18 protein-coding genes are annotated in these 25,491 nt (G+C 35.8%); 14 read left to right on the top strand and 4 right to left on the bottom strand.

The genetic code is table 11. The features are described 5' to 3' along the window. The first annotated feature begins 12 nt into the window (after nucleotides 1–12). The 6 genes from AC4BHA_RS02080 (at nucleotide 13) to AC4BHA_RS02055 (ending at nucleotide 6,628) form a co-directional block, all read left to right on the top strand. The gene (locus AC4BHA_RS02080; RefSeq protein WP_490558094.1) at nucleotides 13–1,311 is read left to right on the top strand and encodes a hypothetical protein; all 1,299 of its coding nucleotides are present in this window, start codon (nucleotides 13–15) and stop codon (nucleotides 1,309–1,311) included. After that, a complete protein-coding gene (locus tag AC4BHA_RS02075) occupies nucleotides 1,304–2,428 on the top strand; it encodes a glycosyltransferase family 4 protein (protein WP_490558093.1) in 1,125 nt (374 codons plus the stop codon). Before AC4BHA_RS02080 ends, AC4BHA_RS02075 begins: the two co-directional genes overlap by 8 nt. A 43-nt stretch (nucleotides 2,429–2,471) precedes the next feature. Continuing rightward, nucleotides 2,472–3,128 (top strand): acetyltransferase, encoded by a 657-nt coding sequence (locus tag AC4BHA_RS02070; protein ID WP_490558092.1) that lies wholly within the window; start codon nucleotides 2,472–2,474, stop codon nucleotides 3,126–3,128. A 146-nt stretch (nucleotides 3,129–3,274) separates the two neighbouring features. After that, the gene (locus AC4BHA_RS02065) at nucleotides 3,275–4,192 is read left to right on the top strand and encodes a glycosyltransferase (protein WP_490558091.1); all 918 of its coding nucleotides are present in this window, start codon (nucleotides 3,275–3,277) and stop codon (nucleotides 4,190–4,192) included. 148 nt (nucleotides 4,193–4,340) lie between these two features. Next, on the top strand, nucleotides 4,341–5,510 hold the full coding sequence (locus tag AC4BHA_RS02060) for a DegT/DnrJ/EryC1/StrS family aminotransferase (RefSeq protein WP_490558090.1): 1,170 nt from the start codon (nucleotides 4,341–4,343) through the stop codon (nucleotides 5,508–5,510). A 101-nt stretch (nucleotides 5,511–5,611) separates the two neighbouring features. Then, complete coding sequence (locus AC4BHA_RS02055) at nucleotides 5,612–6,628, top strand: hypothetical protein (RefSeq protein WP_490558089.1); 1,017 nt, start codon at nucleotides 5,612–5,614, stop codon at nucleotides 6,626–6,628. 22 nt (nucleotides 6,629–6,650) lie between these two features. Here AC4BHA_RS02055 and AC4BHA_RS02050 read toward each other — a convergent pair whose 3' ends face one another. From AC4BHA_RS02050 to AC4BHA_RS02035, 4 genes are all read right to left on the bottom strand, one after another. After that, nucleotides 6,651–8,513 (bottom strand): polysaccharide biosynthesis protein, encoded by a 1,863-nt coding sequence (locus tag AC4BHA_RS02050; protein ID WP_490558088.1) that lies wholly within the window; start codon nucleotides 8,511–8,513, stop codon nucleotides 6,651–6,653. Nucleotides 8,514–9,669: 1,156 nt separating this feature from the next. Then, entirely contained in the window at nucleotides 9,670–10,890 is a 1,221-nt protein-coding gene (locus AC4BHA_RS02045; RefSeq protein WP_490558087.1) for a dicarboxylate/amino acid:cation symporter, read from the bottom strand. A gap of 321 nt (nucleotides 10,891–11,211) precedes the next feature. After that, a complete protein-coding gene (locus tag AC4BHA_RS02040; protein WP_490558086.1) occupies nucleotides 11,212–11,955 on the bottom strand; it encodes an NADPH-dependent oxidoreductase in 744 nt (247 codons plus the stop codon). Between the two features lie 328 nt (nucleotides 11,956–12,283). Next, complete coding sequence (locus AC4BHA_RS02035) at nucleotides 12,284–12,961, bottom strand: helix-turn-helix transcriptional regulator (protein WP_148629805.1); 678 nt, start codon at nucleotides 12,959–12,961, stop codon at nucleotides 12,284–12,286. Between the two features lie 741 nt (nucleotides 12,962–13,702). Here AC4BHA_RS02035 and sdaAB point away from each other — a divergent pair. The 8 genes from sdaAB (at nucleotide 13,703) to odhB (ending at nucleotide 25,447) form a co-directional block, all read left to right on the top strand. Further along, on the top strand, nucleotides 13,703–14,401 hold the full coding sequence (gene sdaAB / locus AC4BHA_RS02030; RefSeq protein WP_490558085.1) for an L-serine ammonia-lyase, iron-sulfur-dependent subunit beta: 699 nt from the start codon (nucleotides 13,703–13,705) through the stop codon (nucleotides 14,399–14,401). 23 nt (nucleotides 14,402–14,424) lie between these two features. After that, the gene (sdaAA, locus tag AC4BHA_RS02025; RefSeq protein WP_139891823.1) at nucleotides 14,425–15,303 is read left to right on the top strand and encodes an L-serine ammonia-lyase, iron-sulfur-dependent, subunit alpha; all 879 of its coding nucleotides are present in this window, start codon (nucleotides 14,425–14,427) and stop codon (nucleotides 15,301–15,303) included. Between the two features lie 228 nt (nucleotides 15,304–15,531). Continuing rightward, a complete protein-coding gene (locus AC4BHA_RS02020) occupies nucleotides 15,532–16,851 on the top strand; it encodes an amino acid permease (protein ID WP_066107018.1) in 1,320 nt (439 codons plus the stop codon). Between the two features lie 577 nt (nucleotides 16,852–17,428). Then, nucleotides 17,429–18,652 carry a beta-ketoacyl-[acyl-carrier-protein] synthase family protein gene (locus AC4BHA_RS02015; protein WP_490558084.1) on the top strand — a complete coding sequence of 408 codons (1,224 nt, stop codon included), beginning with the start codon at nucleotides 17,429–17,431 and terminating at the stop codon, nucleotides 18,650–18,652. Then, nucleotides 18,649–20,079 carry a sensor histidine kinase gene (locus AC4BHA_RS02010; protein WP_490558083.1) on the top strand — a complete coding sequence of 477 codons (1,431 nt, stop codon included), beginning with the start codon at nucleotides 18,649–18,651 and terminating at the stop codon, nucleotides 20,077–20,079. Before AC4BHA_RS02015 ends, AC4BHA_RS02010 begins: the two co-directional genes overlap by 4 nt. Nucleotides 20,080–20,254: 175 nt before the next feature. After that, complete coding sequence (locus AC4BHA_RS02005) at nucleotides 20,255–21,121, top strand: GNAT family N-acetyltransferase (protein WP_490558082.1); 867 nt, start codon at nucleotides 20,255–20,257, stop codon at nucleotides 21,119–21,121. 215 nt (nucleotides 21,122–21,336) lie between these two features. Continuing rightward, nucleotides 21,337–24,177 (top strand): 2-oxoglutarate dehydrogenase E1 component, encoded by a 2,841-nt coding sequence (gene sucA, locus AC4BHA_RS02000; protein ID WP_490558081.1) that lies wholly within the window; start codon nucleotides 21,337–21,339, stop codon nucleotides 24,175–24,177. Nucleotides 24,178–24,193: 16 nt separating this feature from the next. Next, nucleotides 24,194–25,447: a 2-oxoglutarate dehydrogenase complex dihydrolipoyllysine-residue succinyltransferase gene (odhB, locus tag AC4BHA_RS01995; RefSeq protein ID WP_490558080.1), complete on the top strand. Its 1,254-nt coding sequence runs from the start codon at nucleotides 24,194–24,196 to the stop codon at nucleotides 25,445–25,447. Nucleotides 25,448–25,491: the final 44 nt, after the last annotated feature.

Genomic DNA, 25,491 nt, shown 5'->3' with positions numbered 1-25,491 from the left:
AGGTGATCACAAGTGCCTTTTCAATTTTATAAATATCAAAAGATACCCTTGGTTTTAGTTATGCTTGCGGTAGCGATGCTATTAGCAATATGTATTTCTTTCGTTGATGTGAGAATCACCATATATTTGACCATTCTTTTGATAGCATTTCTTATATCTACAATATTGTCCGTATTATTTAACCATCCTAAAAAGATTATTCATATTATTTTCTTCGCTTTATCTCTAAGGGTTACAATTTTCATTCTTTTGAAACTTTACTCCTATCATATTGGTCTAGACGGTTTTTTTCCAGGTGATGTGGATGCATATGCCTATCATAATGATGCTTTAAAAGCTATCAACTCCCATTCTTGGTTGCAAGCCTTGGAAGGGAATTTATCATACACCTATTTTGTTGCGTTTATTTACAATCTATTTGGTCCTGATATGAATATTGTGCAACTGATCAATATGAGTGCTTCTGTTATTGTTATTCCCTTAATTTATGAATTGGGAGATCGGGTTGGAGGTAGGAAGGTTGCTATGATGGCAATCTGGTTATGGAGTGTTTTTCCAAGTGGGATCTTTTGGTCTATCTCATTATTAAAGGATGCGTTTGTTACGCTTGGTATGGTGTTGTCGATTTTCTTAATTTTGGCAATCAGTAAGGCAAAATTAAATACTAAAGATGTACTTCTGGGAGTAAGCGGTATCCTGTTAATCAGTTTCATGCGGCCGCAATTTTTATTGGCTATTTCACTAACCATACTCATTGTCATCTTGTTTCAATTTTTTAAAGGTAATAGGAACTTTTTAAGGAATACGATATTCATCCTGTTGGCTGTAGGAATAATCGGCTCTACATCTTCGGGAAATATTATTATAGAGTCGTTTGATAGATCAACATCAGCCGAAGGTGTTGAAACAATAAATGAGATTGCTTTGGATGGAAATTCAGGCATACCATTTGTCACTAAGTTTCCATCTGAAATAAGATGGTTGGTTCAACTTCCATTTTCAATCTTTGCTCCATTTCCTTGGCAATGGCTGTCAGTTAGTCAGGGGATTTACATGTTATCAGGATTAGAAATGATAGCTTGTTATCTTTTGTATTATTTTATATGGAGGAATAGAGCTGATATTTTAAAAAATCAAACGGGGAAAATTATTTTGTTGTTTGCTTTATTTATCTTTGTTGCAGTTTCATTCAGCCTACCAAACATTGGCTCCATTTATCGGTATCGTTTTGCAGCACTAACTGTATTATTACCGCTTGTTTTTTACAAACCTTTCATTTCTAAAAAAATGGAGCGTAGATTGGATGAGTAAAAAGGTTTTATTTGTAACCACAATAATCAGAACTGTAGAGGCGTTTCTAATTCCTCACATTCACTATTTTATAAGTAAGGGCTATGAAGTTGGTGTTGCTGCAAATACTGAAAATAAAGATTTAACCTATTTGGAAAAAATAGGTGTAAACATTCATCACATCCCTTTTAGCAGAAGATTAATAAATAAAGATAATTTTGCGTCATACAAGATGTTAAAGAGCATTGTTGAGCAATATCAAGTCTTACATTTGCATACGCCAATTGCATCATTTCTAACCAGAATGGTCTCTTCTGAGCACCATATCGTCATCTATTCAGTACATGGTTTTCACTTTAATGAAAATGGTTCATGGTTATCAAACTATTTGTTTAAACTTGCTGAAAAAACAATGGGGCTGAAAACGGAAAAGCTAATCGTTACAAATCAGGATGATCTTTCAGCTGCCCGTAAAATCGTGTCCGAAAAGAAAATTCATTATGTACATGGGGTTGGATTGGACACAACCATATACGATGATAACCATTTTTCAGAGAATGCTAAACAACAGATGAAATTAGAGCTTGGATTGGATTTGGATAGTAAGATCATTACTCATATTGCTGAATTCAACGATAATAAAAGGCAAATTGATGTGGTTGAGGCTTGTGAACTTCTAAAAGAAAAAATGAAAAAATTTACGTTCCTTCTTGTTGGCAACGGAGAGAACTTTGAAATGATACAAAAGACTATTCATGAAAGAAATTTAGGCAGGTATATTAAATGCTTAGGGTTCAGAACAGATATATCCAATATTTTAAGCATAACAGATATTGGTTTATTAGTATCCATTAGAGAGGGACTTCCGCGTTCTGTAATGGAAATGATGGCAATGAAAATACCGGTTATTGCAACTCATATACGAGGTAATAGAGATCTTATTGTAAACGGTGAAAACGGGTTTTTAATTCCTATTAAAGACCCCTTGCAAATTGCTGAAAAGTGCTTATTTTTATTAAACAATGAAGACCTGATCAACGAATTTGGTGAAAAGGGAAGAGAATTGATTCAGCATCAATTTTCTATAGCTAATGTGCTGTACGAAATGGAGTTGATATATCAGGACTTGCAATTGTAAGGTTTTTAGAAAAAAAGGAATTCAAAACAAAGTGAGGGAGTTTATGAAAGATATCATAATAATTGGTGCTGGCGGAAATGCGGGTGTGATCATTGATATTATTGAAAAATCAAAAACGTACAGCGTGTATGGTTTAATCGATCAATTTCTTCCTCAACATTCTAGTAAATACGGATATAAAATAGTCGGTGATGAAACTATTCTTTTAAAGATCAAAAGAGAAATTTATGGGGGAATAGTAGCCATAGGGGATAATTGGAGTCGGAAAAAAATGGTGGATGATATTAAATTGCTTATTCCAAATTTTAAATTTGTTTCAGCTATTCACCCATCTGCTGTTATCAGTAATCATTCAAAAATTGGGGATGGAACAGTCGTGATGGGGGGAGTAGTTATAAATAGAAATACCGATATAGGAGATCAGTGCATTATCAATACGAACTCTTCTATTGATCATGACTGTAGGATTGGTGATTACGTAAGTATTGCACCTGGCGCGACTCTAGGGGGTAGTGTCAAAGTAGGGGATGCTACAGCTATTTCTTTAGGGGCAAAGGTCATTCACTCATTACAAATAGGAGAACATACAGTGATTGGAGCTGGAGCTACTGTTCTGAGTGATATTGACTCTTATCAAATAGCATATGGTACACCTGCAAAAATGATTAGATCCAGGACAAAGGGCGAACGATATTTATAATGAGAAATGCTTTGAATAAATCGAAGTAAATAAATGATATTTAAACACCTCAAAATTCCCTCTTAAAACCAAGACAGTACATCTGGAATTTCCCGGTCCTGTTCAGTTTTTTATATAGGGAATTTATTATTATTAGGGAGGAACAGATGAAAAAAATATTGTTAGTAAGGTCTAATAAGTCATATTTACCTCAAATAGATGCGTCTATAGACTATTTTAATAGTAAAGAACTGGGATTTCGATTATATGATTCTGCTGAATTAGGCGATATTACTTTCGATGAGTTTGATTGCTTATGGGAATTTATGGGCTTCAATGTCTATAAAAAATTGAATATTCCATTAATACATGAATATGCTTCTCTTTCAACTGGCGTATTCCCCAGAATGAAAAACATGGGTAAAAAGTGGTTAAATGTTAAACCGGATCTTAGAATTTATTTAAATGAATATGTGAGTGAAGGGTTTGGATTTAATGATAGGAAAGATTATGTCTACAGAGATATGGGAGTTGATGATGTCTTTTTTCAATATGAGCAGTCACTCAAATATTACGATTGCGTTTATATTGGTTCGATTACGAAAGAAAGGGGTATTCCTTATCTTCTTGATCAATTTAAATTCAAATGTAAAAACCGAAGCTTACTTTTAATTGGAGGGGTATCTGATGAAATATATAGAAATTACTCCTCTTGTAATAATATAACGTTTACAGGTGAACTAGCTTATAAAGAAGTTCCTAAATATGGCTCACAAGCTATTTATGGAATAAACTACATGCCTAATAAATATCCATACAATTTACAAACCTCTACGAAGCTGCTGGAGTATTTAGCTATGGGCTTGGATGTGATTACGACAGAATATTTATGGATTCATCATTTTATGAAAGAAAATAAGATCAATTTAATAATGGTTAACGAGAATTTGGATGGCTTGGAAAGTGCAATAAAAGAACATGAAGGAAAACCAAGAGGAAGAAAAATAAATAATTTGGAAAAATTTAAGTGGAAACATGTAATTGAACAGTCAGGTCTCGAAGAAAAGTTATTGAATATATTGTAACAAGCGACCATAAACATAAGCTGATAACAACACCATATGGGAAATATAGAAGATTTAGGATCTTTATCCGCATTTTGAAAGCTAGCAATACCCCTTTTTCGTACTAGGAATCAATACTACCCTTTGTATGTAAAGAACAACATGAATTATGAAGAGAGGTGAAAAGCAATTGGAACCTGAATCAAAACGGATTTATATTTCTCCTCCGCATATGGGAGCAAAAGAACAACAGTTTATCAAAGAAGCATTCGATAATAATTGGATTTCCCCGGTAGGTCCACACATTAACCAATTTGAGCAGGAGATTGCTGATTATACAGGTGCACGTGGAGCTGTAGCTTTAAGTTCAGGTACTGCTGCTCTCCATTTAGCTTTACGTTATTTCGATGTAGGTAAAGGAGATAACGTTTTTTGTTCATCTCTTACTTTTGTAGCAAGTGCTAATCCTATTTTATATGAAGGTGCTACACCTATATTTATTGATAGTGAACCCTCAAGCTGGAATATGAGTCCTATCGCATTAGAGCGAGCTTTTATTGAGGCTGAAAAAGTCGGCAATATTCCAAAAGCTGTTATTGTTGTGAATTTATATGGACAAAGTGCAGATATGGATCCTATAGTAGAAATCTGTAATCGCTATAAGGTCCCAGTCATTGAAGATGCAGCTGAATCTTTAGGAGCGATTTATAAAGGCAAGGCGAGCGGAACAATCGGAAAATTCGGTATATATTCTTTTAATGGTAATAAAATTATTACAACTTCAAACGGTGGTATGATCATATCAGATGACCTTGAAGCATTAAATAAAATTCGTTTTTGGTCCACTCAAGCAAAAGAAGCCACTAACTATTATCAGCATTCTGAAGTAGGATATAATTATCGTCTGAGTAATGTACTCGCAGGTATTGGCCGGGGACAGCTAATGGTTCTCAATGAACGAATACGTGCAAGGCGGAAAATTTTCCGAAGGTATTATAAAGAATTATCCCATATTAATGGCGTTAATTTTTTGCAGGAGGCTCCTTATGGGAAATCAACACATTGGCTAACAGTATTAACAGTTGATTCGAGTCAGATTGGAACCACACCTGAGAAAGTTATTGCGTTGTTGGAAGCAAATAATATTGAGGCCCGCCATGTTTGGAAGCCAATGCATTTACAGCCTTTGTATAAAAATTATAAATACTATTCGCATGAAAAGGGGAAAAGCGTTTCGGATGAGTTATTTGAACAAGGAATATGCCTGCCGTCCGGCTCTAATTTATCCTTCGAGGAACAAACCCGGATCATTGATTGTGTAAAAAAAGAAATTAAATAATGATTTGTATCTTTCATCTTATTAAGGTGTTATTTTTCAATTCGTCTATCATCAGTCAACTTTTGAGTAAGAAAAATACATTCAGTTAAGAAGGTGATGGGGTGCTTATCAAGGAAAGGATAGAGAAGGAGTTAGAGAGTTATAGTTGTGATTTTGATTATAGAATCGCGACAGTAGGTACTACAGCTAGAGAATCTCAGCCTTTTGCGGTTTTGCCACGAAGGAAGGCTTTAGGGTTTGAGGCTATTAACTTTTTAGTTGTCAATCCTGACTATGCAGAAGAATGCTTTAAGTTACTTGATGGAGCGGTGAAATATATATTAGTGGATATAGAATTAAAGAAAAAAATCGACCTTATGCAAATAGCTAAAAGGACTGTCAAAAAGGCATCCTTAATATCGTATAAACCAAATGATACAACTTTAGAAGCTGCAGATATGTTTCTGCGACATTATTTTAATGATGAATTAAAAGGAAAAAAAATATTCATATACGGTGCCGGAAACTTAGGATCTAAGCTTTCTTTAAGGTTAGCTGAAAGAGGTGCTGATGTTTTTCTGGATTCCCGAAACAAGAAAAAAACCGCAGAAATTATTGAAGTATTAAATTATTTTATACCTCAATATTCCTGCAGTTCGATAAAATCAATAGATAATTATGAGAACACTAATGATAAAATGGATGTTTTCATTGCATTTACTTCCGCATCAAATGTTATACCCTCTTCATATTTACAGTTCATAAAGAATGAGGGCCTTGCATTGGATGGGGGTATCAATAATTTTACGTCAGATTTTATCAAGGGTGCCAATGAGCATTCCATAAGTTGCTACAGACTTGATGTGAGAGCTGCGTTCCCTCACACTATTTTATTTTTGATTGATTATATAAGCAATTTCTACCACAAGATACAGGGAGAAATGGTTTTTGACAAGGTTAGGGTGGTAGCAGGAGGAATTATTGGAAATGAAGGAGATATTGTGGTAGATAGAATTCATAAACCAAAGCAGATTGTTGGAATCGCAAATGGAATAGGCGGATTAAAATTAGAAAGTGAGTACACAAGCAATGAACGACAAAACATCATCAAATTAAAAGGCTTATTAAGCAGAAACTAAGAATGAGCTTTTAAAATGTTTATTAGGAGTTTAAATCTGGTGTATGAAATTTTGCCTGATATGTGGGAACGATTTGTTTTAAAATTATTTTTAAGTCATCTGGTTTTATTTGTTCCTCACTTGTGAACATGATCTCTTCTAATTGTCTTAGTAAAAAAGTTAATTGCGTCTTAGAAAGGTCAGCAGGCCTTGATATAAAGATTAGCTCATGTTTAGACGCTATACGTCCTTCTTCATTGGTGAATAATTCTTCGTATAGTTTCTCTCCCGGGCGCATACCGGTGTATTTTATTTGAATATCTTTATCAAGAGTTAAGCCGGATAAAGTAATCAATTTTTTGGCCAGATCGCTAATTCTTACAGGTTGTCCCATGTCTAGTACAAATATTTCTCCTTCTTTTTCTAAAGCACCTGCTTGTATGACCAATTGAACAGCTTCAGGAATAGTCATGAAGAAGCGTGTCATATCAGGATGAGTGACAGTGATTGGACCACCTTCTCGAATCTGTTGTTTGAATAGGGGGACAACACTTCCTCTGCTTCCTAATACATTACCAAAACGAACAATCGAAAAAATGGTATTGCTCTTTTCATTCAAGCTTTGTATAACCAGTTCGGCAGTACGTTTTGTTACACCCATAATACTAGTAGGATTAACAGCCTTATCCGTGGAAATTTGAACGAATTTTTCAGCGCCATATTTATGAGCACATTCAGCCACATTTTTTGTACCAAATATGTTATTTTTAATGGCTTCCGTAGGATTATATTCCATTAAGGGAACATGTTTATGAGCTGCCGCATGAAATACAACATGTGGATGATACGTCGAAAAGACGTGTTCCATTCTGTTTCTATCTTGAATATCGGCTATTATGGAGTTGACCAATAGATGGGGGTAGGTTTTCTTAATTTCCTTTTCAATTAAATATATGCTGTTCTCACCATGTCCAAGTAAGATGATTGTTTGAGGATTAAAAGTGGAAACCTGTCGGCATATTTCTGAGCCTATGGATCCGCCTGCACCCGTAATTAATACGACTCTCCCTCTGATATAATTAGAGATACTTAATAAATCTAATTCAATCGGAGGCCTACCTAGTAAATCTTCTACTCTAACCTCTCTAATCATGTTCAAGGAAATCCTACCATTAATAATATCGCTTACGCGCGGAAAAATCTTTACTTCAACGTTGTGTTCTTTACATTTATTGACAATCTGTGTAATTTCACTACCAAGAGCAGAAGGAATTGCAATGATAACAACCTTAATATTATATTTTAATATCATTTCACCGATATTTTCCCTTGTTCCAACTACAGGTATTCCTAATATACGCAGGTTTTTCATCTCTTGGTTATCATCTATAAAAGCTATTGGATGTAAAGGGGAATCAATGGATTTTTTTAATTCTTTTAATACTAGAATCCCAGCATTTCCAGCTCCTACTATTAATGTCTCTTTCCCTTTTATATTTTTTTTGTTTCCACTACTTTCTTGAAACATCCATAGTAATAGTCGATAGCTTATAGCCCCGTGTGAGATAAATAACCAGATAAGAAGAACCATAGTGAGTGGAATTGTCAGATTTGTAAATGTAAATATTAAAATATAAGTGATCACTATTATAGGTAATGATAGGATGGAACTTTTTATTAGCCGTTTAATCCCATCTATATGATGGAATTTCCAGGAGCGGCTATAGAGCTTAAAAAAATGAAATCCAGTAATAAAGGAGAGCCAAAATAATAAGAATATACTGATGGATTCAAAACCAAATATATTTAGGTTATAGCCATAGAAAAGGTAAAAAGAAATTACGGGAATAAGGATAATAAGGGTGTCTATTAATATGAATGACCAAGATAGTTGATTCTTCTTCAAAAAAATCTCTCCTAACAATTCTTTAAATCTATATTTACCATTTTTGATATTTTTTTATTATGTCTGGCAAAGACTCTAAAATTCTGCGAAGGTGTTTGTCCTTTTTTAAAACTTTCTAGTGAATAGCCAACATAAAAATAATTACCCGACTTTAATAAGGAGTATATTTCAAGAGCCGGAATGTTTATCTTATTTCTTCAGCAGCACTCCGATACAGTATACATTTTTATACTACAATGCTTCCTTTTCCAAAATGATCCACCCTATTTTTAAAACGTCCAATAAAGGGGCAATATGGCTTTTGTTTATTAAAAGGGACTGAGACATAAATACATTTTCTTATTGTTCTAGATCATTCATTTTTTAGGTTGAGATCCATCCGTTATTTTAAATATGCTTCCTGATACTGAGTCTTTATTGATCAACGTTTTGTTCATTTCGAACTCATAACGAATCCTACAATGAAAATGTCTGGAAAGCCATTGGAATTGGATTAAATGGCTTTTATATAAGACCCCCTTAAAATCTATATTTCCAATGGTTTGATGTCGTTCTAACATAATTAGTTCTTGTCCCTTCGGAAAAGCGCTTGAGGCATACTTTATTTTATATGAATCGAAATGATAAAACGTGATAGGATCTTTGAAAAATAGAGTGAAGCCCATCCAACTTATGGTTACGATTATTGTTAGTCAGCCTCACTATAGTCATTGTTTTCAATCACTTAAATTTTAACTTCTAGTTTTTTGAGAATTTTCTGTGGGACCATCCATGCCATATCATTAGATTAATTCTTGTCAGGGTTCATCAATTCAAAAAGTGTGCTAACTTGAAGTGTGAAGGTATAATCTTGAAGGGTTTGGATTTTGCTGGGTTTTGCGACCATAATGAAGAAGGATGTATAGAGGATTGAATCAACTTCAAGGGTTAAGGTTTAAATGAATTGAATCAATACAAATAAATAAGTAAAAAGCTGTAAATCCACAAATATATTTTATGGAATTACAGCTTTTTGCTTAGCGTGTAGCAGGTCCATGATGCACTAAAAATAGAGCATTAAATAAGAAAACTGCATCTTTATTGGTCAGGATTATCACAATAAAGATGCAGTGGATATAAGGATTATACAAATAAAATAGAATATTAGAATTTATGACTATGCGGCATTTTCTTTTCTTTTTTCTTGTTCGTTGATCATGACAGCACAAGCTGCATCACCAGTAATATTGACAGATGTTCGTGCCATATCAAGAATACGGTCGATTCCGAGGATTAACCCAATACCTTCTACAGGTAAATTAACTGAGCTTAGTACCATAGCAAGCATGATCAGGCCTACACCAGGTACACCTGCTGTGCCGATACTTGCAAGGACGGCCGTTATCACGACTGTAACTAAGGCAGTGAATGATAAATCTACACCATAGACTTGAGCGATAAAGATGGTGGCAACACCCTGCATAATGGCTGTTCCGTCCATGTTGATTGTCGCACCCAGAGGCTGAACAAAGCTAGATATTTCTTTTTTAACACCTAAATTGTCCTGTGCGGCTTCCATGGATAGAGGTAAAGTTGCATTACTGCTTGAAGTACTGAATCCTACTGTCATGGCCGGTGCAAAGCCTTTAAAGAACCATAGTGGACTTTTACGTGCAAAAAAGAGAATGGTTCCACCATAAACAAGGATAGTATGAATGATTAGTCCAAGTACAACGACAATCATATATAATGCCATCGCTTTCATTGCACTGTAACCTTGTTCTCCAATTGCTGATGCAATAAGACCAAAAGTTCCATAAGGAGCTAATTTCATTACCCAGGTTACAAGAAACATAACCAATTCATTACCTTGTTCAACCAATTTTACAATTCCTTCTGTCTTTTTTCCTAAAACAGTTAAAGCAAATCCAATTAAAGCAGCCATGAAAATGATTTGGAGCATATCACCTTCGGCTATAGCCATGATTGGATTATCAGGAATAATGTTAAGGAACGTTTCTCCGATTGAAGGGGCTTCTTCAGCCTCAAAAGTTGCATTTTCTGTATCAAATTCACCTTTTGTTCCCGGTGAAATTACCATAGCAAGAACGATAGCCAATATAATGGCTATGGCTGTAGTGCATAGGAAGTAGAAAACGGTTTTAAAACCGATGGATCCTAATTTTTTAGGATCTCCCAGGCCAGCTACACCTAAAATAATAGAAAACAAAACTATTGGGACTACTAACAATTTAATCAGATTGATAAAGATGGTACCTAAAGGATCGAAAAGAAATTTGTTGAGTGTTTCAAATAAAGATGGGGAGAAAATATTTAGGGAAAGACCTACAAGGGCACCTAGTATCAGTGCAAAGATTATCTTCTTTGTTAAGTTCATATGATTCCTCCTAGCTCTCAGCCATAAATTCTGACACTAAACTATTATATTTATCCTTATATTCCAAATTCCGAGAATTAATAGATATTTTACCATGGAATTTGAAATTACTCATCTAATATAACTTTTAGAGCATATTAATCTTCTTTATAGTGAAATAAGGAGTATTAAGTCCTAGAATAATGTGAGGATATTTCTATCAATTTTTATTACTAAAGCAATCAAGGCAAGGTGAAGGGACCATCTATAGATTTGGGAGATACAAAGTGAAAAATAAAAGGAAGAGGAGCGTTTAGGCTTCTCTTCCTTTATCTTTAACATCTATTTTTTTCGGTTAATCTGCATTTGTTGATTAATTGCTTCATCAACGCCCGGATAATAAATTTTACTATAAAAGCTGGCTACAGCTTTAGTCCATGTCCCAGTCTGTGTACCCTGGGAACGCTCTGACAGGTAATCTGAAAATGTTTGATTATATGATTCGATTTCGTCTTTTATATCATGCTGATAGGTTTCGCTATGATAGACCGCTTTAACTGGCAGGCGTGGTTTTAAGCCGGGATCCTCTGCAGGATAGCCGATACATAAACCTGAAATGGGTAAAACAAATGGAGGAAGGTTGAGTTCCTTTATGACTTTATCTAAATTTCTGCGTATACCGCCAATGCAGACTGTACCAAGGCCTAATGATTCGGCTGCAGTAATGGCTGCTTCAAGAGCAATCCCAACATCTGTAGCACCGACCAATAATGTATCAATATTTTCTGAGACAGCAAATGGTGTTTTTTCGATTTTACTGGATACATATGCTCTATAAAAGTCTGACAAGAATACGAGGAATACAGGGGCCTCTTCAATATGCTTCTGCCCGCCGCATAGCTCTGCAAACTTCTTTTTCCTTTCAGAATCTTTAACAGCAATAATGGAAACCTGTTGTCCATTTATCCAGCTTGGGGCAGATTGGACAGCTTTAATGATTTGTTCCAGTTGTACATCCTCGACTGGTTTGTTTTTATAAGATCGGATGGAGCGGTGAGATAATAAGGTTTGCATTACTTCGTTCATGTTGAGGTCTCCTCCTTCGGTATAGGGTTCTTTATTAGTATAGTACAAACAAGTATATGGTTCATAATAGAACCCATACAGTCGGACTGTTATCTAAGTGTTATATTGTGTTAAATGGGGTATCCTCAGAGCTTCGATGAATGAATGAGTTACTTCTTTTAAGAAATCAAGCATTCTTGGTAGGTTTCGGGATGTATATTTTTCTGTAGGATGACAACCTGTAGGACTTTGTGAGGTATAGAGGGATACTGAATGAAGAATAAGCTGGGAAGTCTGCGAGATATCTAGTCTTTCCTCGGACTCTCCAGCTTAATTGACATGCACTTTATTATACCGGTACTGCTTTTTTGCTTCGTGATACCATTTGAAGGTAACGATAAACACTGGACTCGGACATTCCCATTATATCTGCCACTTCACTTATTGTGCCTTTCATATCAAATATCCCATACTCTTTTAATTTTGAAATAGCAAGCTTCTTTTGGTCAGGTGATAATTGGGCTCCAGATTCGAGGATATCTCTATCTATTACTGTATAAATGATATTACTTACATTATCTTGAAGCTTTTCTACAGGTTTCTCTTGTTCAGTTTTCATTTCAATATGTTTAATATCAAAGCTTAGATTGGCTAAACTTAATATATCCTTGGCGACTTTTCGATAAACGTCTGCATCAAAATTTATACATAAAAGTCCCTGTAATTGACCTTCATGATCTTTTATAAACAAAGTGGATGAACGAAATTTTTTACCCCGCGGTCCTTCCCCAACATATCCAACAACATAATCATTGTCTAAATAAACCTTATCGTTGATTAACTTTTTTGCATAGTTAGTCAATGGGCTATTTAAGGACCTTTCGCTCAAGTCAGCATTGACAATATGACCGATATGAGAACCTCCATTAGGATTTAAAATATGTAATACAAATTCATAATTAGGTCCTAAAATTTCACCAAAATAATTCATTATAGTTTGATAATGTCGAAATAGATCTTTATCCAATTAGGTTTTCCTCCTTTTAGGAAACTCTTTTTAATGGAACATCGAGATCAAAGAATAGTTACCAATTTAACTACAAGCATTGTAAGTTAAAACCTACATGCAAGTCTTCATTTTTGCACCTGTATTTATGCGCTTGCTCAGTGGTTAGGGAAGGTTGGGGATTATCAATGTTATTAAGCAACCCTTAGATAATAGAACCAATTGAAACATAATCTACCAATAATTATAGCAGATTGTAAAGGCTTTCTAATAATAAATTTTTACAAAAATAAGTTTTTATTAAATCGTATTGACATATTAAACCAATTATGTGATACTTTGAGCGAGTAGTAAATAATAACTACTGTAATAAATTATTGGAAATTAATTAATAGATTTCCAAGGTCAGCTTGAAACACTTTATAAGGATTTTTTAGAGCAGTTGCGGTACCGTTTTTAACCTTATGCTTTCTAAATTTTGCTAAAGGTGGTGTATCTGGAATCGGATTTATGGAACAACTAGGAATTGCTGTTAATTATGTTTTGAAGGCATTAAGTTGCAAAAGAAATGATGGCAATGTTAGTTAGTATTCGAGATAAATACGATTCGATTTTATTGGTTAGTAATGAAAACCTTTTCAATTAAAGCGGAGTTAAAACTCTATTAAGCTCACTGGTACAAGCCATGTTCATCTATTGAAAGTTTACAGTGCAAGATCAATTTTAAAGATCAAGTAATTTAATGGGGTGGGGGAATTTTATATGAGTATTAATGTAGCACCCGTTAAAGAAAAAAAGATTATTAATTATAAAAGTTGTTTTGATGTAATAGGTCCGGTAATGATAGGGCCCTCGAGTTCGCACACAGCAGGTGCCTTAGCTATTGGAGCAGTTGCCAATAAATTATTTCAAGGTCTTCCAAAAAAAGTTTTGGTCCGGTACTATGAATCATTTGCTGAAACTCATAAAGGTCATGGAACTGATTTTGCCATTGTTGCTGGTATATTAGGATTTGCCGCTGATGATAGCAGAGTGCCTGATGCTATTAAAATAGCAGAATCTAAGGGAATTAAGATTGTTTTTATTGAAGAAGTGATTGATAGTCCTGCCGGTCATCCCAATACTGTAGATGTCTATTTGGAGGATGAAAATAGAAGTATTAGAACGATGGGAATTTCGGTCGGCGGCGGTATGATTGAGGTCAAACAGATTGAAATGGACGGGTTTAGATTGAATCTTGAAGGACCATTACCAGTTATACTAGCGATTTTTGAAAAAGATGACCTTGAATTTGGGTTACGCAGGATCCTTAAAGAAAATGATGTGGATATTAATAGTTTTACCAGTTTAAAAGAAGATGGAAAACACCTCTTTGCATTTACATTGGACTCTCAGTTACGTAACGATGTTCAGCAGAAATTGAAGGAACTTAGCAATACAGCTACTATTATTATTCTTTAATATCCTAGGGAGGTGAAAAGTTTATGTACATGACCATAAAAGAAATCGTAGATGCAGCTAATAAAAGGCAAAAACCCATTTATGAATTAGCCATTGAGCAGGAAATCCAACAAACTAAATCTACCTATGATGAAGTTTGGAGCAAGATGGAAAAAAATCTACTCACTATGGAAAATGCCATAAATAAAAGTATTGAGGGAGACGGGGTATTTTCTCCGACCGGTTTAACTGGTGGCGATGCTGTTAAAATCAAAAAATATCGCGAACGTGGAAAAACTCTTTCTGGAGATATGATGGTATTTGGGGTCCAGCATGCAATTGGTGTTAATGAAGTAAATGCTTCGTTAGGGGCGATTTGTGCAACTCCAACAGCAGGCGCGAGTGGAACAGTTCCTGGGGTCCTATTCGGTATTAAAGATACGTTGCAGTTAAGTCACGAAGATATGGTGCATTTTCTATTCACTTCTGCTTTATTTGGAATGATAGTAGCCAATAATGCTTGTATTGCTGGAGCGTTTGGAGGATGTCAAGCTGAAGTAGGCAGTGCCTCGGCAATGGCAGCAGCAGCTGCAGTAGAAGTTGCCGGTGGAACACCGCAGCAATCATCGGAAGCCTTCTCAACTGCCCTTCAAAATTTGCTTGGTTTAGTATGTGATCCAGTCGCTGGATTGGTAGAGGTTCCTTGTGTAAAGAGAAACGCTATTGGAACGGCCAATGCCTTAGTTGCAGCGGACATGGCATTAGCCGGCGTAGATAATATCATTAGTGCCGACGAAGTAGTTGAAGCCATGTATAAAATAGGTAGACAAATGCCGCGCGAGTTAAGAGAGACAGGTTTAGGAGGAGTGGCAGCTACACCAACAGGTATTGCCATTAAACATAAAATTTTTGGAGAAAAGTAAGAAGAGAAGACAAATATAGAAATAAAGGGATTTATACCTATACAAATACAATATTTTGCAAACGCCAACAAATACACTAGAATGGTAGATAAACAAATTTCTCAGTGCTAGCGTTGTAATTTAATAATCTCTATTGTCCGAATCTTATAAGTAATTTAATTTTAAAAAAATATCCATATTTATAAGCCTTAGCAGAAAGCTAGGGTATATATAAGGAGGAACCTTATTATGCATGGAAATACAGCAAAAAAACTCGAATTACCAGTTGAAGATCATTCAGTAATACAAGAGAATTTTCCAGATGCGAAGAAATGGCATAAACAAGATACAACCTGGGCTTTGAGCCTTTTTGGAACAGCAATTGGAGCGGGTGTACTCTTTTTACCTATTAATGCAGGATCAGGCGGATTAATATCATTATTGTTAATTACTATACTAGCCTTTCCGGTAATGTACTACTCGCATAGGGCACTTGCTAAAATGATAGCTGCTTCAGATTCTGCTGATGAGGGAATTACCGGTACGATAAGGGAGTATTTTGGAAATAAGGCAAGTATAGCCTTTAACATAGTTTATTTCTTCTCTATTTATACGATCGTGCTGATGTATTCAGTTGCACTTACAAATACAGCAAGTAGTTTTATGGTAAATCAATTGCATATGAACGAGCCGCCAAGAGCCATTTTATCACTTGTATTAATTCTCGGTCTTATCGTCATACTAAATTTTGGACAAGATATAACTGTAAAAGTGATGAGCATGCTAGTTTATCCATTTATAGCTTCTCTGTTATTTATCGCAGTATCTTTAATTCCACAGTGGAATACATCGATTTTTAGTTCTGCAAGTGTTTCTACTGCTTCATCAGGATCCGGATATTTTGGAATTATACTGTTGATATTACCAATTATAGTATTCTCGTTTAACCATTCTCCTATTGTATCGTCATTTGTAATGAAACAGCGGGCAACTTATGGAAAAGATGCGACTGACGCGAAATGTGCCCAAATACAAAAAGTATGTTATATTATGACATTCTCTGTTGTCATGTTCTTCGTTTGGAGCAGTGTCTTGAGCTTAACTCCAAGTGATCTTGCCATGGCAAAGCAACAGAATTTATCAATCCTATCTTATCTTGCGAATGAACTTGGTTCACCAATAATTGCTATTGCAGCGCCTATTATTGCATTCGTGGCCATCACAAAGTCCTTCCTTGGTCATTATGTAGGAGCTTACGAAGTAATGCGTGACATGATTGTGGCATCAGGAAAAGCACGCGGAAAAAGTATTAAAGAAAAAACAATTAAAACTGCAATTCTAGTATTTGTGGTATTAACATGTTGGTTTGTTGCTTATACAAATCCAAGTATTCTAGGATTAATTGATACACTCAGCGGACCTCTAGTTGCTGCTATCTTATGTGTATTACCAATGTATGCAATCCGCAAAGTACCAGTACTAGCTAAATACAGAGGGAAATTGAGCAACGTATTCGTCATTGTTGTAGGTTTGCTTACGATCCTAGCAAGTATTAAAGTATTCTTCTAAATCACTTTAATGAATGAAGGTTTTAGAAGAGGATTGCAAGTGTTAATAAGTAGTTGATACTTTAGCTAAGATTAAGCTGTATTCCGAATTTACCTGAATGCAGCTTTTTTTATATTCAATCCATTCCTATTACTCGAAATTTGTCCCCAGTTGGTTAGCTCATAACTGCTTTCTATAATATTGACTAGATGTTAGCAAGGAAATCTGACAGATAAAGAATATGTATTAAAGGATATTTTAGAGCATTCTTTTATTATGGCGGTAATGTGATTCCACAATACGAGCATTGCTATACACCAATTGTGATCTTATTTAATGAAAGAAATCCGAAATCTCACTAGAGTTTCAGGTACTGTGAACATCTGAAATTAAAGTTACTTTATCAACTAGGCTAAAGGCTCAACGGCATGTGTTATCAACAACGCTTTTAATTATTTCATATAGTAGTATTAACTATTTATTTAAACTATTTAGATTATTTAAACATATTTTTAATAGTTTTTTCCTATAGTCATTCTGAAATATTATCTGCTATAATTTTTTTAGGTAAATATTCTCAACTGAGGCGGAAAATTACATGAAAATAGTAGTTAGTGGCTACGGGACAATAGCCCCGAAAACAAGGAATATCGACGAATTTTTATATAATTTACAGCATGGTGTGAACACACTGGAGCTAATAGATGGAGAAGGGTATAAGGGCGAGTCAAATATAGTGGGTTTAGTACAAAATGGATTAGAAGAGTTAGAGAAAGATAGGAGAATTAATCGATTGCCCAAAGTTTCTAAATTGGGAATCGTGGCCGGGCGAGAGGCATTGGAATCAGCAGGAGTGGATTTAGTAGGTAAAAAAGTAGGGGTTTTCTTTGGAACTTCACTTGGATCCTCCGTAGATCAATATTCTCTGGACGCAGTTGTACATGCGAACAATGATGATTATAGAAAAATGCCTATTACGTTTTCTCACTATGTCAATTATCACAGTATGACCTCATCTATCGCATACTTTTTAGGAGTAAAAGGTGTGACAAAAACAATAAGCACTGGCTGCACTTCCAGTTTGGAAGCAATTGAAGAGGCTTTGCTCTATTTAAAAGCCGGTAAAATAGATGTGGCTATAGTAGGTGGAACAGAGAGTCCGATTGGTAAACTAATGACTTATGCTTTTTCTAAAACAAGAATATTACCTTTGAATCAAGCAATGGATGTAGGAGCTGTTCCATTTCATGAAGATAGTAAAGGGTTTGCTGCTTCTGAAGCTTCTGGTGTGATTGTTTTAGAGAGAGAAGATGATGCCATTAAGCGAGGAGCTCATATTAAAGGAGAAATTGTTGATATTATCTCGAATAATGATGGAGCTTATATATTTGATTCGGATGAATCAGGAGAACAGATGATTAATGCATTAAAAGATGTCACGAGTGGCCGCAATCCAGATTATATCAACAGCCAGGCACTTGGGATCCAGCAGAATGATCGGATAGAAGAAAAGTGCTCAAGGGAATTATTTAATCATCAAACACCATACAGCTCGATAAAAAGTATGTATGGAAACCCTCTAGCCGCCATTGGTATCTTGCAAGTGATATCTTCATTATTAAGTGTGGAACATGATTTTATTCCTCCAACAATAAGAACAACTAAAAAAGGCTATGAAGATATGAATATTGTTACCGAAACGATTTATCAGGAGGTCAATGAAGTAGCTGTTACCAATCATGGACATGGCGGGAATAATGCATGTGCTTATATTAAAAAATATAGACCTGATCATACAGCAATGGAGTGCAAAAATAAATGATTATCGGATTATTAATATGTACTATTGGGTTGATCCCTTTGGTTGTTTCATTCGTTATAAAAAGTATGTATAATGAATCAAGATTAACAATGGGTATCGTTTTATACATGCTCTTTGTTTCAATTTGGCAAATTGATGTTGGGGTTCTTTATTTTTCAGATATTCTTTCTGAGAGTACCATTCTTGTATTATTTAAATTGCTGCGTTTAGGACCAACTTTTGGAGTGCCGATTGTTCTCTATGTAGCATATTTGATTATAAAGGATCAGCCAACAATGTTAACAGATACTCCTTGGTTAGCAAAGGTATCGAGGTTATTACTTGATAAGAAGTCACTCATCTTTTTTATTATTTTAAGCGGAGTGGTGTATATAATCAATCTAACGGAATTAGGGATTAGTGGGTTAACCGTAAAGACCAGTTTCTCATCCAGTTTTTATTACCCAGTGTATGGGCCTTTAGGATGGATATTCATTTTACATATGATTGGTTTTATCATCTTTCTAATTCTTGTCTATTTAGTTTCGAGAAATATATCTAACACGAGTTTCAGAAAATTCTTAAATGCTTTCTGTTTAGCCTCTATTTGGCTAATCTTATCGGGATATTTAAACCTTTCACCAGGGACAGGTGCCATAACAAGCAGCATCGGGGTAATCGTATTCTCTGTTTTTATGGTGCATTTCTTTGTTAAACTGAACACGAGTCTAAAAGATAGTCATTATCAACTGCTGGAAAGACAAAAAAAGCTGGATTATACCGGGAATTTAGCGGGAAGTTTAATTCATGAAGTGAAAAATACCAATCAAATTATCAAGAGTTTTTCAAATCTTCTTAGTCTAAGCAATGACTTAACAGAGTCAGATAAGAAAACACTAGATATGATTCAAAAGTCATCTGAACATTTAGGTAAACTGACCAATAATTATAAGGATTATATGAAGTCATCCAATCTAGTACTGAAAAAGGAAAATTTAATAGAGGTTATTCTGGATTCCATTAACATGTCTTCTGAAATGTTGCGTACAAATCAGGTGGATATTGAATTGGTTAACAATTACGTACCTTTGAATGCCTATATTAATAAAACCAATTTGGGGCAAGTCTTTATCAACTTAATCAAGAACAGCGTGGAGGCTATGCCTGAAGATAGTGATGATAAGAAAATATTGATTAAGACCGAATTGGAAAATGAACATATTATTATTCATTTTATTGATACAGGCAAGGGAATCCCTCCAGCTAACTGGGAAAGTGTATTTGACCCATTTATCTCAATAGACAAGCGGGGAATGGGATTGGGATTACCATTTGTTAAGAAAACAATCATAGAGCATTTGGGGAATATTACAATTTCTAAAAGCTCACCTGAAGGAACTCATTTTATAATCGAGCTTCCACAGAATGGAATATTAGACATAAACTAATTTGCAGCACACAGTCTACTATAAATTAAGCAGCAATCCTCTATAGGGGTTGCTGTTTTTGTTATACAATAGTAGTTAGTTATAAAAATATTATGTAAACTCACAAGATTTTAAATTAAATTGTTTTGAAATATATAGATTAGAAGGATAATAGAGACAAGGAGGATGAGCCAAAATGAATATCGTATTCTATGACACGATTAAACCTTTTAAGGACAAAGTCGAACCTATTCTTTTAAAGGAAGAAGTGAAGCATAATGTCATCCTGGGATTGGTGAATAAATTGATCCAAAATCCATCAGATACTATAAAACTTTTCATGTGTACAGTGGAGGTAAAGGATCAGACTGTCCTGATTTTTTTACGAACTCATCCACATAATCTGCTTATTGCAGGCGATCCAAACCAAAAAGAAGCTATTTCCTTTGCTGTAAATAAATTTGTTGAAGAAGGGTTCATGTTTCCAGGGATAACAGGCGAAAAGCAATTAGCGCATTTATTTGCTGATGAATGGAAGTGTGTAACGGGAATTGAGGGCTCTATTGGCGTGGAACAGGGAATCTATAAACTGACAAAACTGAATTCTGTTCAAATCACAAAAGGGTATTTACGTATGGCAGGCCATGAAGATGCTCCCTTAGTAGCTGATTGGATTAAGGAGTTCACTAAATATACGGTTGATAATCTCACTTACGAAGATTGTCAGGCAAGGGCAAATGATTATATCAAGGAGAAGTCCTTACATTTATGGATTGATCAGAACAGACGGGTATCGATGGTGAAGTGGGCTCGGCCAACGCAAAATGGAATTGTAGTCTCGCTGGTTTATACTCCCGATGAAGAGAGAGGGAAGGGGTATGCGAGCTCGGCCGTTCACACTTTTTCGAAACAACTTCTTGAAAACTATTTATTTTGCAGTTTATATACGGATTTATCAAATCCAACTTTAAATTCAATTTATCAAAAAATTGGCTATGAATGGGTATGTGAATCCAGCATGATTCAATTTGGAATTAATCAGAAAGGAGAGTTGGTTATATAATCAATTCTCTTTTTTTGCTATTTCATAATAGCTGATTTTTTAGAAAGTTTTGATTTTCTCGTAAATTAAGTGCAAACCTTTGGGTATATTCACCAAAACATGGTAGAATAATGTCGGAAATGTTTTATCCTTCCGACTCTTTCGATAACATTATTATTATATATTATTCAGTCGCAGGATTAAGGCAAAACAATGTTTAACAGGGGGATTTCATAATGAAACTTGATACACCTGTAACAAACCCTTGGCTAGAGTTTCAGGGGCCAAACTTGGGTTACGTCCAGGAAATGTACGAAGTTTTTTTACAGGACCCAGAGCAAGTGGATCCGGATTTGGTGAGATTATTTGAAGAATGGGGACCTCCAAGATTAGAGGAAACCGAACAAACAAGGGGTAATCAAAGTAAGGAAGTTTCAGACGGTCAGTTCACAGCAAAAATGATGTATAAAGTATCGCAGGCTGTCAAATTGGCTGAGGATATTCGAATAAACGGACATTTGGCCGCTGATATTTATCCATTGTACAGTAAGGTAAAGAAAGATATTAATTTAGGATTGGGTAAATATGATTTAACGACTGATGATTTGAAAGCGATGCCAGCTTCCTTAATCAGTGATGTTTTGCCTGCAAACATTCAAAATGGCCATGAAGCCATCGAATATTTAAAAGTTTTATATACGAGAACGATTGCTTTTGAATTCGATCATATCCATGACATGGAAGAGAAAAAGTGGCTTACACAAATGGTTGAACAAACAGCCTCCGGTTTTGCAATCTCGGCAGCTAAAAAGAAAAATTTGTTGAAGCGCTTAACTGAAGTGGATGGATTTGAGCGATTCTTACATAAAACCTTTGTTGGACAGAAGAGATTCTCAATTGAAGGTGTAGATTCTTTAGTTCCACTTCTTGATGAATTAGTTTCAAGATCCGTTCGCGGCGGAACTACTTCTATTAATATCGGAATGGCACATAGAGGCAGATTAAATGTACTGGCTCATGTGCTGGATAAACCGTACAAAAAAATATTCTCTGAGTTTCAGCATGCTCCGGATAAAAAATTGGTGCCATCTGAAGGATCCATTGGTGTTACATTTGGATGGACGGGTGATGTGAAATACCATTTAGGCGCAGGTCGTAAAATTAAAGAAGAGAATACAAGAGAAGCGGTTATAACGTTGGCAAATAACCCGAGTCACTTGGAATTTGTTAATCCCATCGTAAATGGATATACAAGGGCTGTACAGGATGACAGAAGCCGAAAAGGATTTCCTGTACAGGATTCTAATTCCAGTATGTCAATTATTATTCATGGAGATGCAGCATTCCCAGGTCAGGGAATTGTGGCGGAAACCTTGAATCTAAGTCGCCTTAAAGGATATCAAACAGGAGGCACCGTTCATATTATCGCGAACAATATGATTGGATTTACAACAGAAAGCCGGGATTCCCGATCCACTCGATACTCAAGTGATCTGGCGAAGGGATATGAAATCCCGATTATCCATGTCAATGCGGATGATCCAGAGGCTGTATTAGCAGCAGCTTATGTAGCTATTTTATATCGTCAAAATTTCAAAAAAGACTTTTTAATAGATTTAATTGGATACAGACGTTATGGCCATAACGAAATGGACGAGCCAATGACAACAAATCCGGCCATGTACAAGATGGTGCATGAGCATCCAACACCTAGAGAGGTGTATGCAAAGAGACTAGTCGATGAAGGACTTGTAACGGAAGAAGAGGTCGCTCGTCTGGATCAGGAACATTTTGATATGTTGAAAGAGTACTATAATCAAGTGGGTGAAAAGGAAGATTCTCCGCTTGAAGCAGCTGATGTTCCAAAAATTATTGAATCCGGGATTCCGAATGTAGATACAAAAGTAGAGCTTGACGTATTAAAGCAAATAAATGCGGAGCTTTTAAAACGACCTGAGAACTTCAAGGTATTTAATAAACTGGATAAAATCCTTATGAGAAGACAGAATGCTTTGGAAGAAGGAAATAAGGTAGACTGGGCTTTGGCTGAAACGTTAGCATTTGCAACTATCTTACAGGATGGTACACCGGTTCGCCTTACTGGACAGGATTCCGAGCGCGGTACATTTGCTCATAGAAACATTGTTTTACATGACAGTGAAACAGGAGAAACCTATTCACCATTACATGGACTTGAAGGGGCAAAAGCTTCCTTTGCGGTTCATAACAGTCCGTTGTCCGAAGCAGCTGTGATTGGATTTGAATATGGATACAATGTTCAATCCCCGGATACGCTCGTTTTATGGGAAGCCCAATATGGTGATTTTGCCAACACTGCGCAAGTATTATTTGATCAATTTATTGCTGCTGGGAGAGCGAAATGGGGCCAAAAATCTGGCTTAGTCATGCTATTGCCTCATGGTTATGAAGGCCAGGGACCGGAACACTCCAGTGCACGTTTAGAGCGCTATTTATCATTGGCAGCGGAGAATAACTGGACTGTAGCTAATTTAAGTTCAGCAGCTCAATACTTCCATATTTTAAGAAGACAAGCAGCTATTTTAGGAAAAGAAGAAGTACGACCACTGGTATTAATGACGCCAAAGAGCTTGCTGAGAAATCCGACTGTTGCGAGTACTGCTGAAGAACTGAGTGACGGTGAATTCAAGTCCTTTATTGAACAGCCAGGCTTAGGAACCAAAAAAGACAGTGTGGAAAGAATCGTTTGTTGTACAGGTAAAATGGCAATTGATTTATCTCAGGCTATTGAAGCTCAAGAAAATCTTGATTGGCTTCATATTGTGAGAATTGAAGAAATCTATCCATTCCCACTTAAAGGGGTTCAAGAATTATTTGCATCCTACCCGAATCTAAAAGAGATTGCATGGGTACAGGAAGAGCCTAAAAATATGGGCGCGTGGAATTTCGTTGAGCCACGTTTAAGAATAGCAGCACCAGAAGGGGTTAAAGTTGAGTACATCGGCAGAAGAAGACGATCCAGTCCTGCAGAGGGAGATCCAACCATTCATAAACAAGGACAAAATCGTATTATTAACAGCGCATTAACTCGCGAATAGAGGAGGAAATATAGAGATGGCAGAGGTAAAAGTACCAGAATTAGCGGAATCAATTACAGAGGGAACAATTGCACAATGGCTTAAACAACCGGGTGAAAAGGTTGAAAAAGGTGAATATATCGTTGAGCTTGAAACAGATAAAGTAAATGTTGAAATCATCTCCGACTATGAAGGAGTTTTGACAGAGCAATTAAAAGAAGAGGGAGATACAGTTCTTGTTGGGGAATCAATTGCGATGGTAGATGCTGATGGAGCGCCTGCACAGAGTGAAAAACAAGAACCTGTTGCAAAAGAACAAGTAAAAGAAGAGCCAAAAGCAGCACCTGCTCCTGAACCAAAAGAAGAAGAGAAAAAAGGAAATAAAACAGTTGCTTCTCCGGCTGCACGTAAATTAGCAAGAGAAAAAGGAATCGATTTGGATGAAATCCCTACAGTAGATCCACTTGGAAGAGTGCGCAAGCAGGATGTAGAATCCTACAATGGTCATGCACAAGCCAGCGCGCCTGCACCTAAGCCTTCAAAACCGGAAGCTAAAAAAGCAGCATCAGCACCGGCTCAGGTATCTGGTAAACCGGAAGAACGTGTGAAAATGTCACGCAGACGCCAAACAATCGCGAAACGTTTGGTTGAGGTTCAACACAATACAGCGATGCTGACTACTTTTAACGAAGTAGATATGACGAATATCATGAACCTTCGTAATAAACGTAAGGATGCATTCCAAAAAGAAAATGATGTGAAATTAGGGTTTATGTCCTTCTTTACAAAAGCCGTGGTTGGTTCACTTAAGAAGTATCCACTGTTAAATGCAGAAATCCAAGGTGATGAGCTGCTTATCAAAAAATACTATGATATCGGTGTAGCAGTATCTGCTCCAGAAGGCTTAGTAGTCCCTGTTGTTAGAGATGCGGATCGTATGAACTTTGCTGAAATTGAAAAAGAAATTGGCAGCTTGGCTAAAAAAGCACGTGATAATAAATTGGCCCTATCAGATTTACAGGGTGGAACCTTTACTATCACAAATGGCGGTGTTTTCGGTTCCTTAATGTCAACACCTATTTTAAATGGAACACAAGTAGGTATTCTTGGAATGCACGGTATTAAAAAGCGTCCGATTGCTGTTGAGGATGACAAAATTGAAGTTCGCCCAATGATGTATATCGCATTATCTTACGATCACCGTATTGTCGACGGAGCAGAAGCAGTTAGCTTCCTAGCGAATGTGAAAAAATTAATCGAAGACCCTGAATCTTTATTGCTTGAGGGATGATTGTTTAACTAACAAAATAAATTAATAATTAATGTTGTATCATA

The organism is Pradoshia sp. Z3_51 (genome assembly GCF_058215915.1).
The sequence above is the reverse complement of the archived record's forward strand: the minus strand, read 5'-3'. Positions and strand labels throughout refer to the sequence as shown.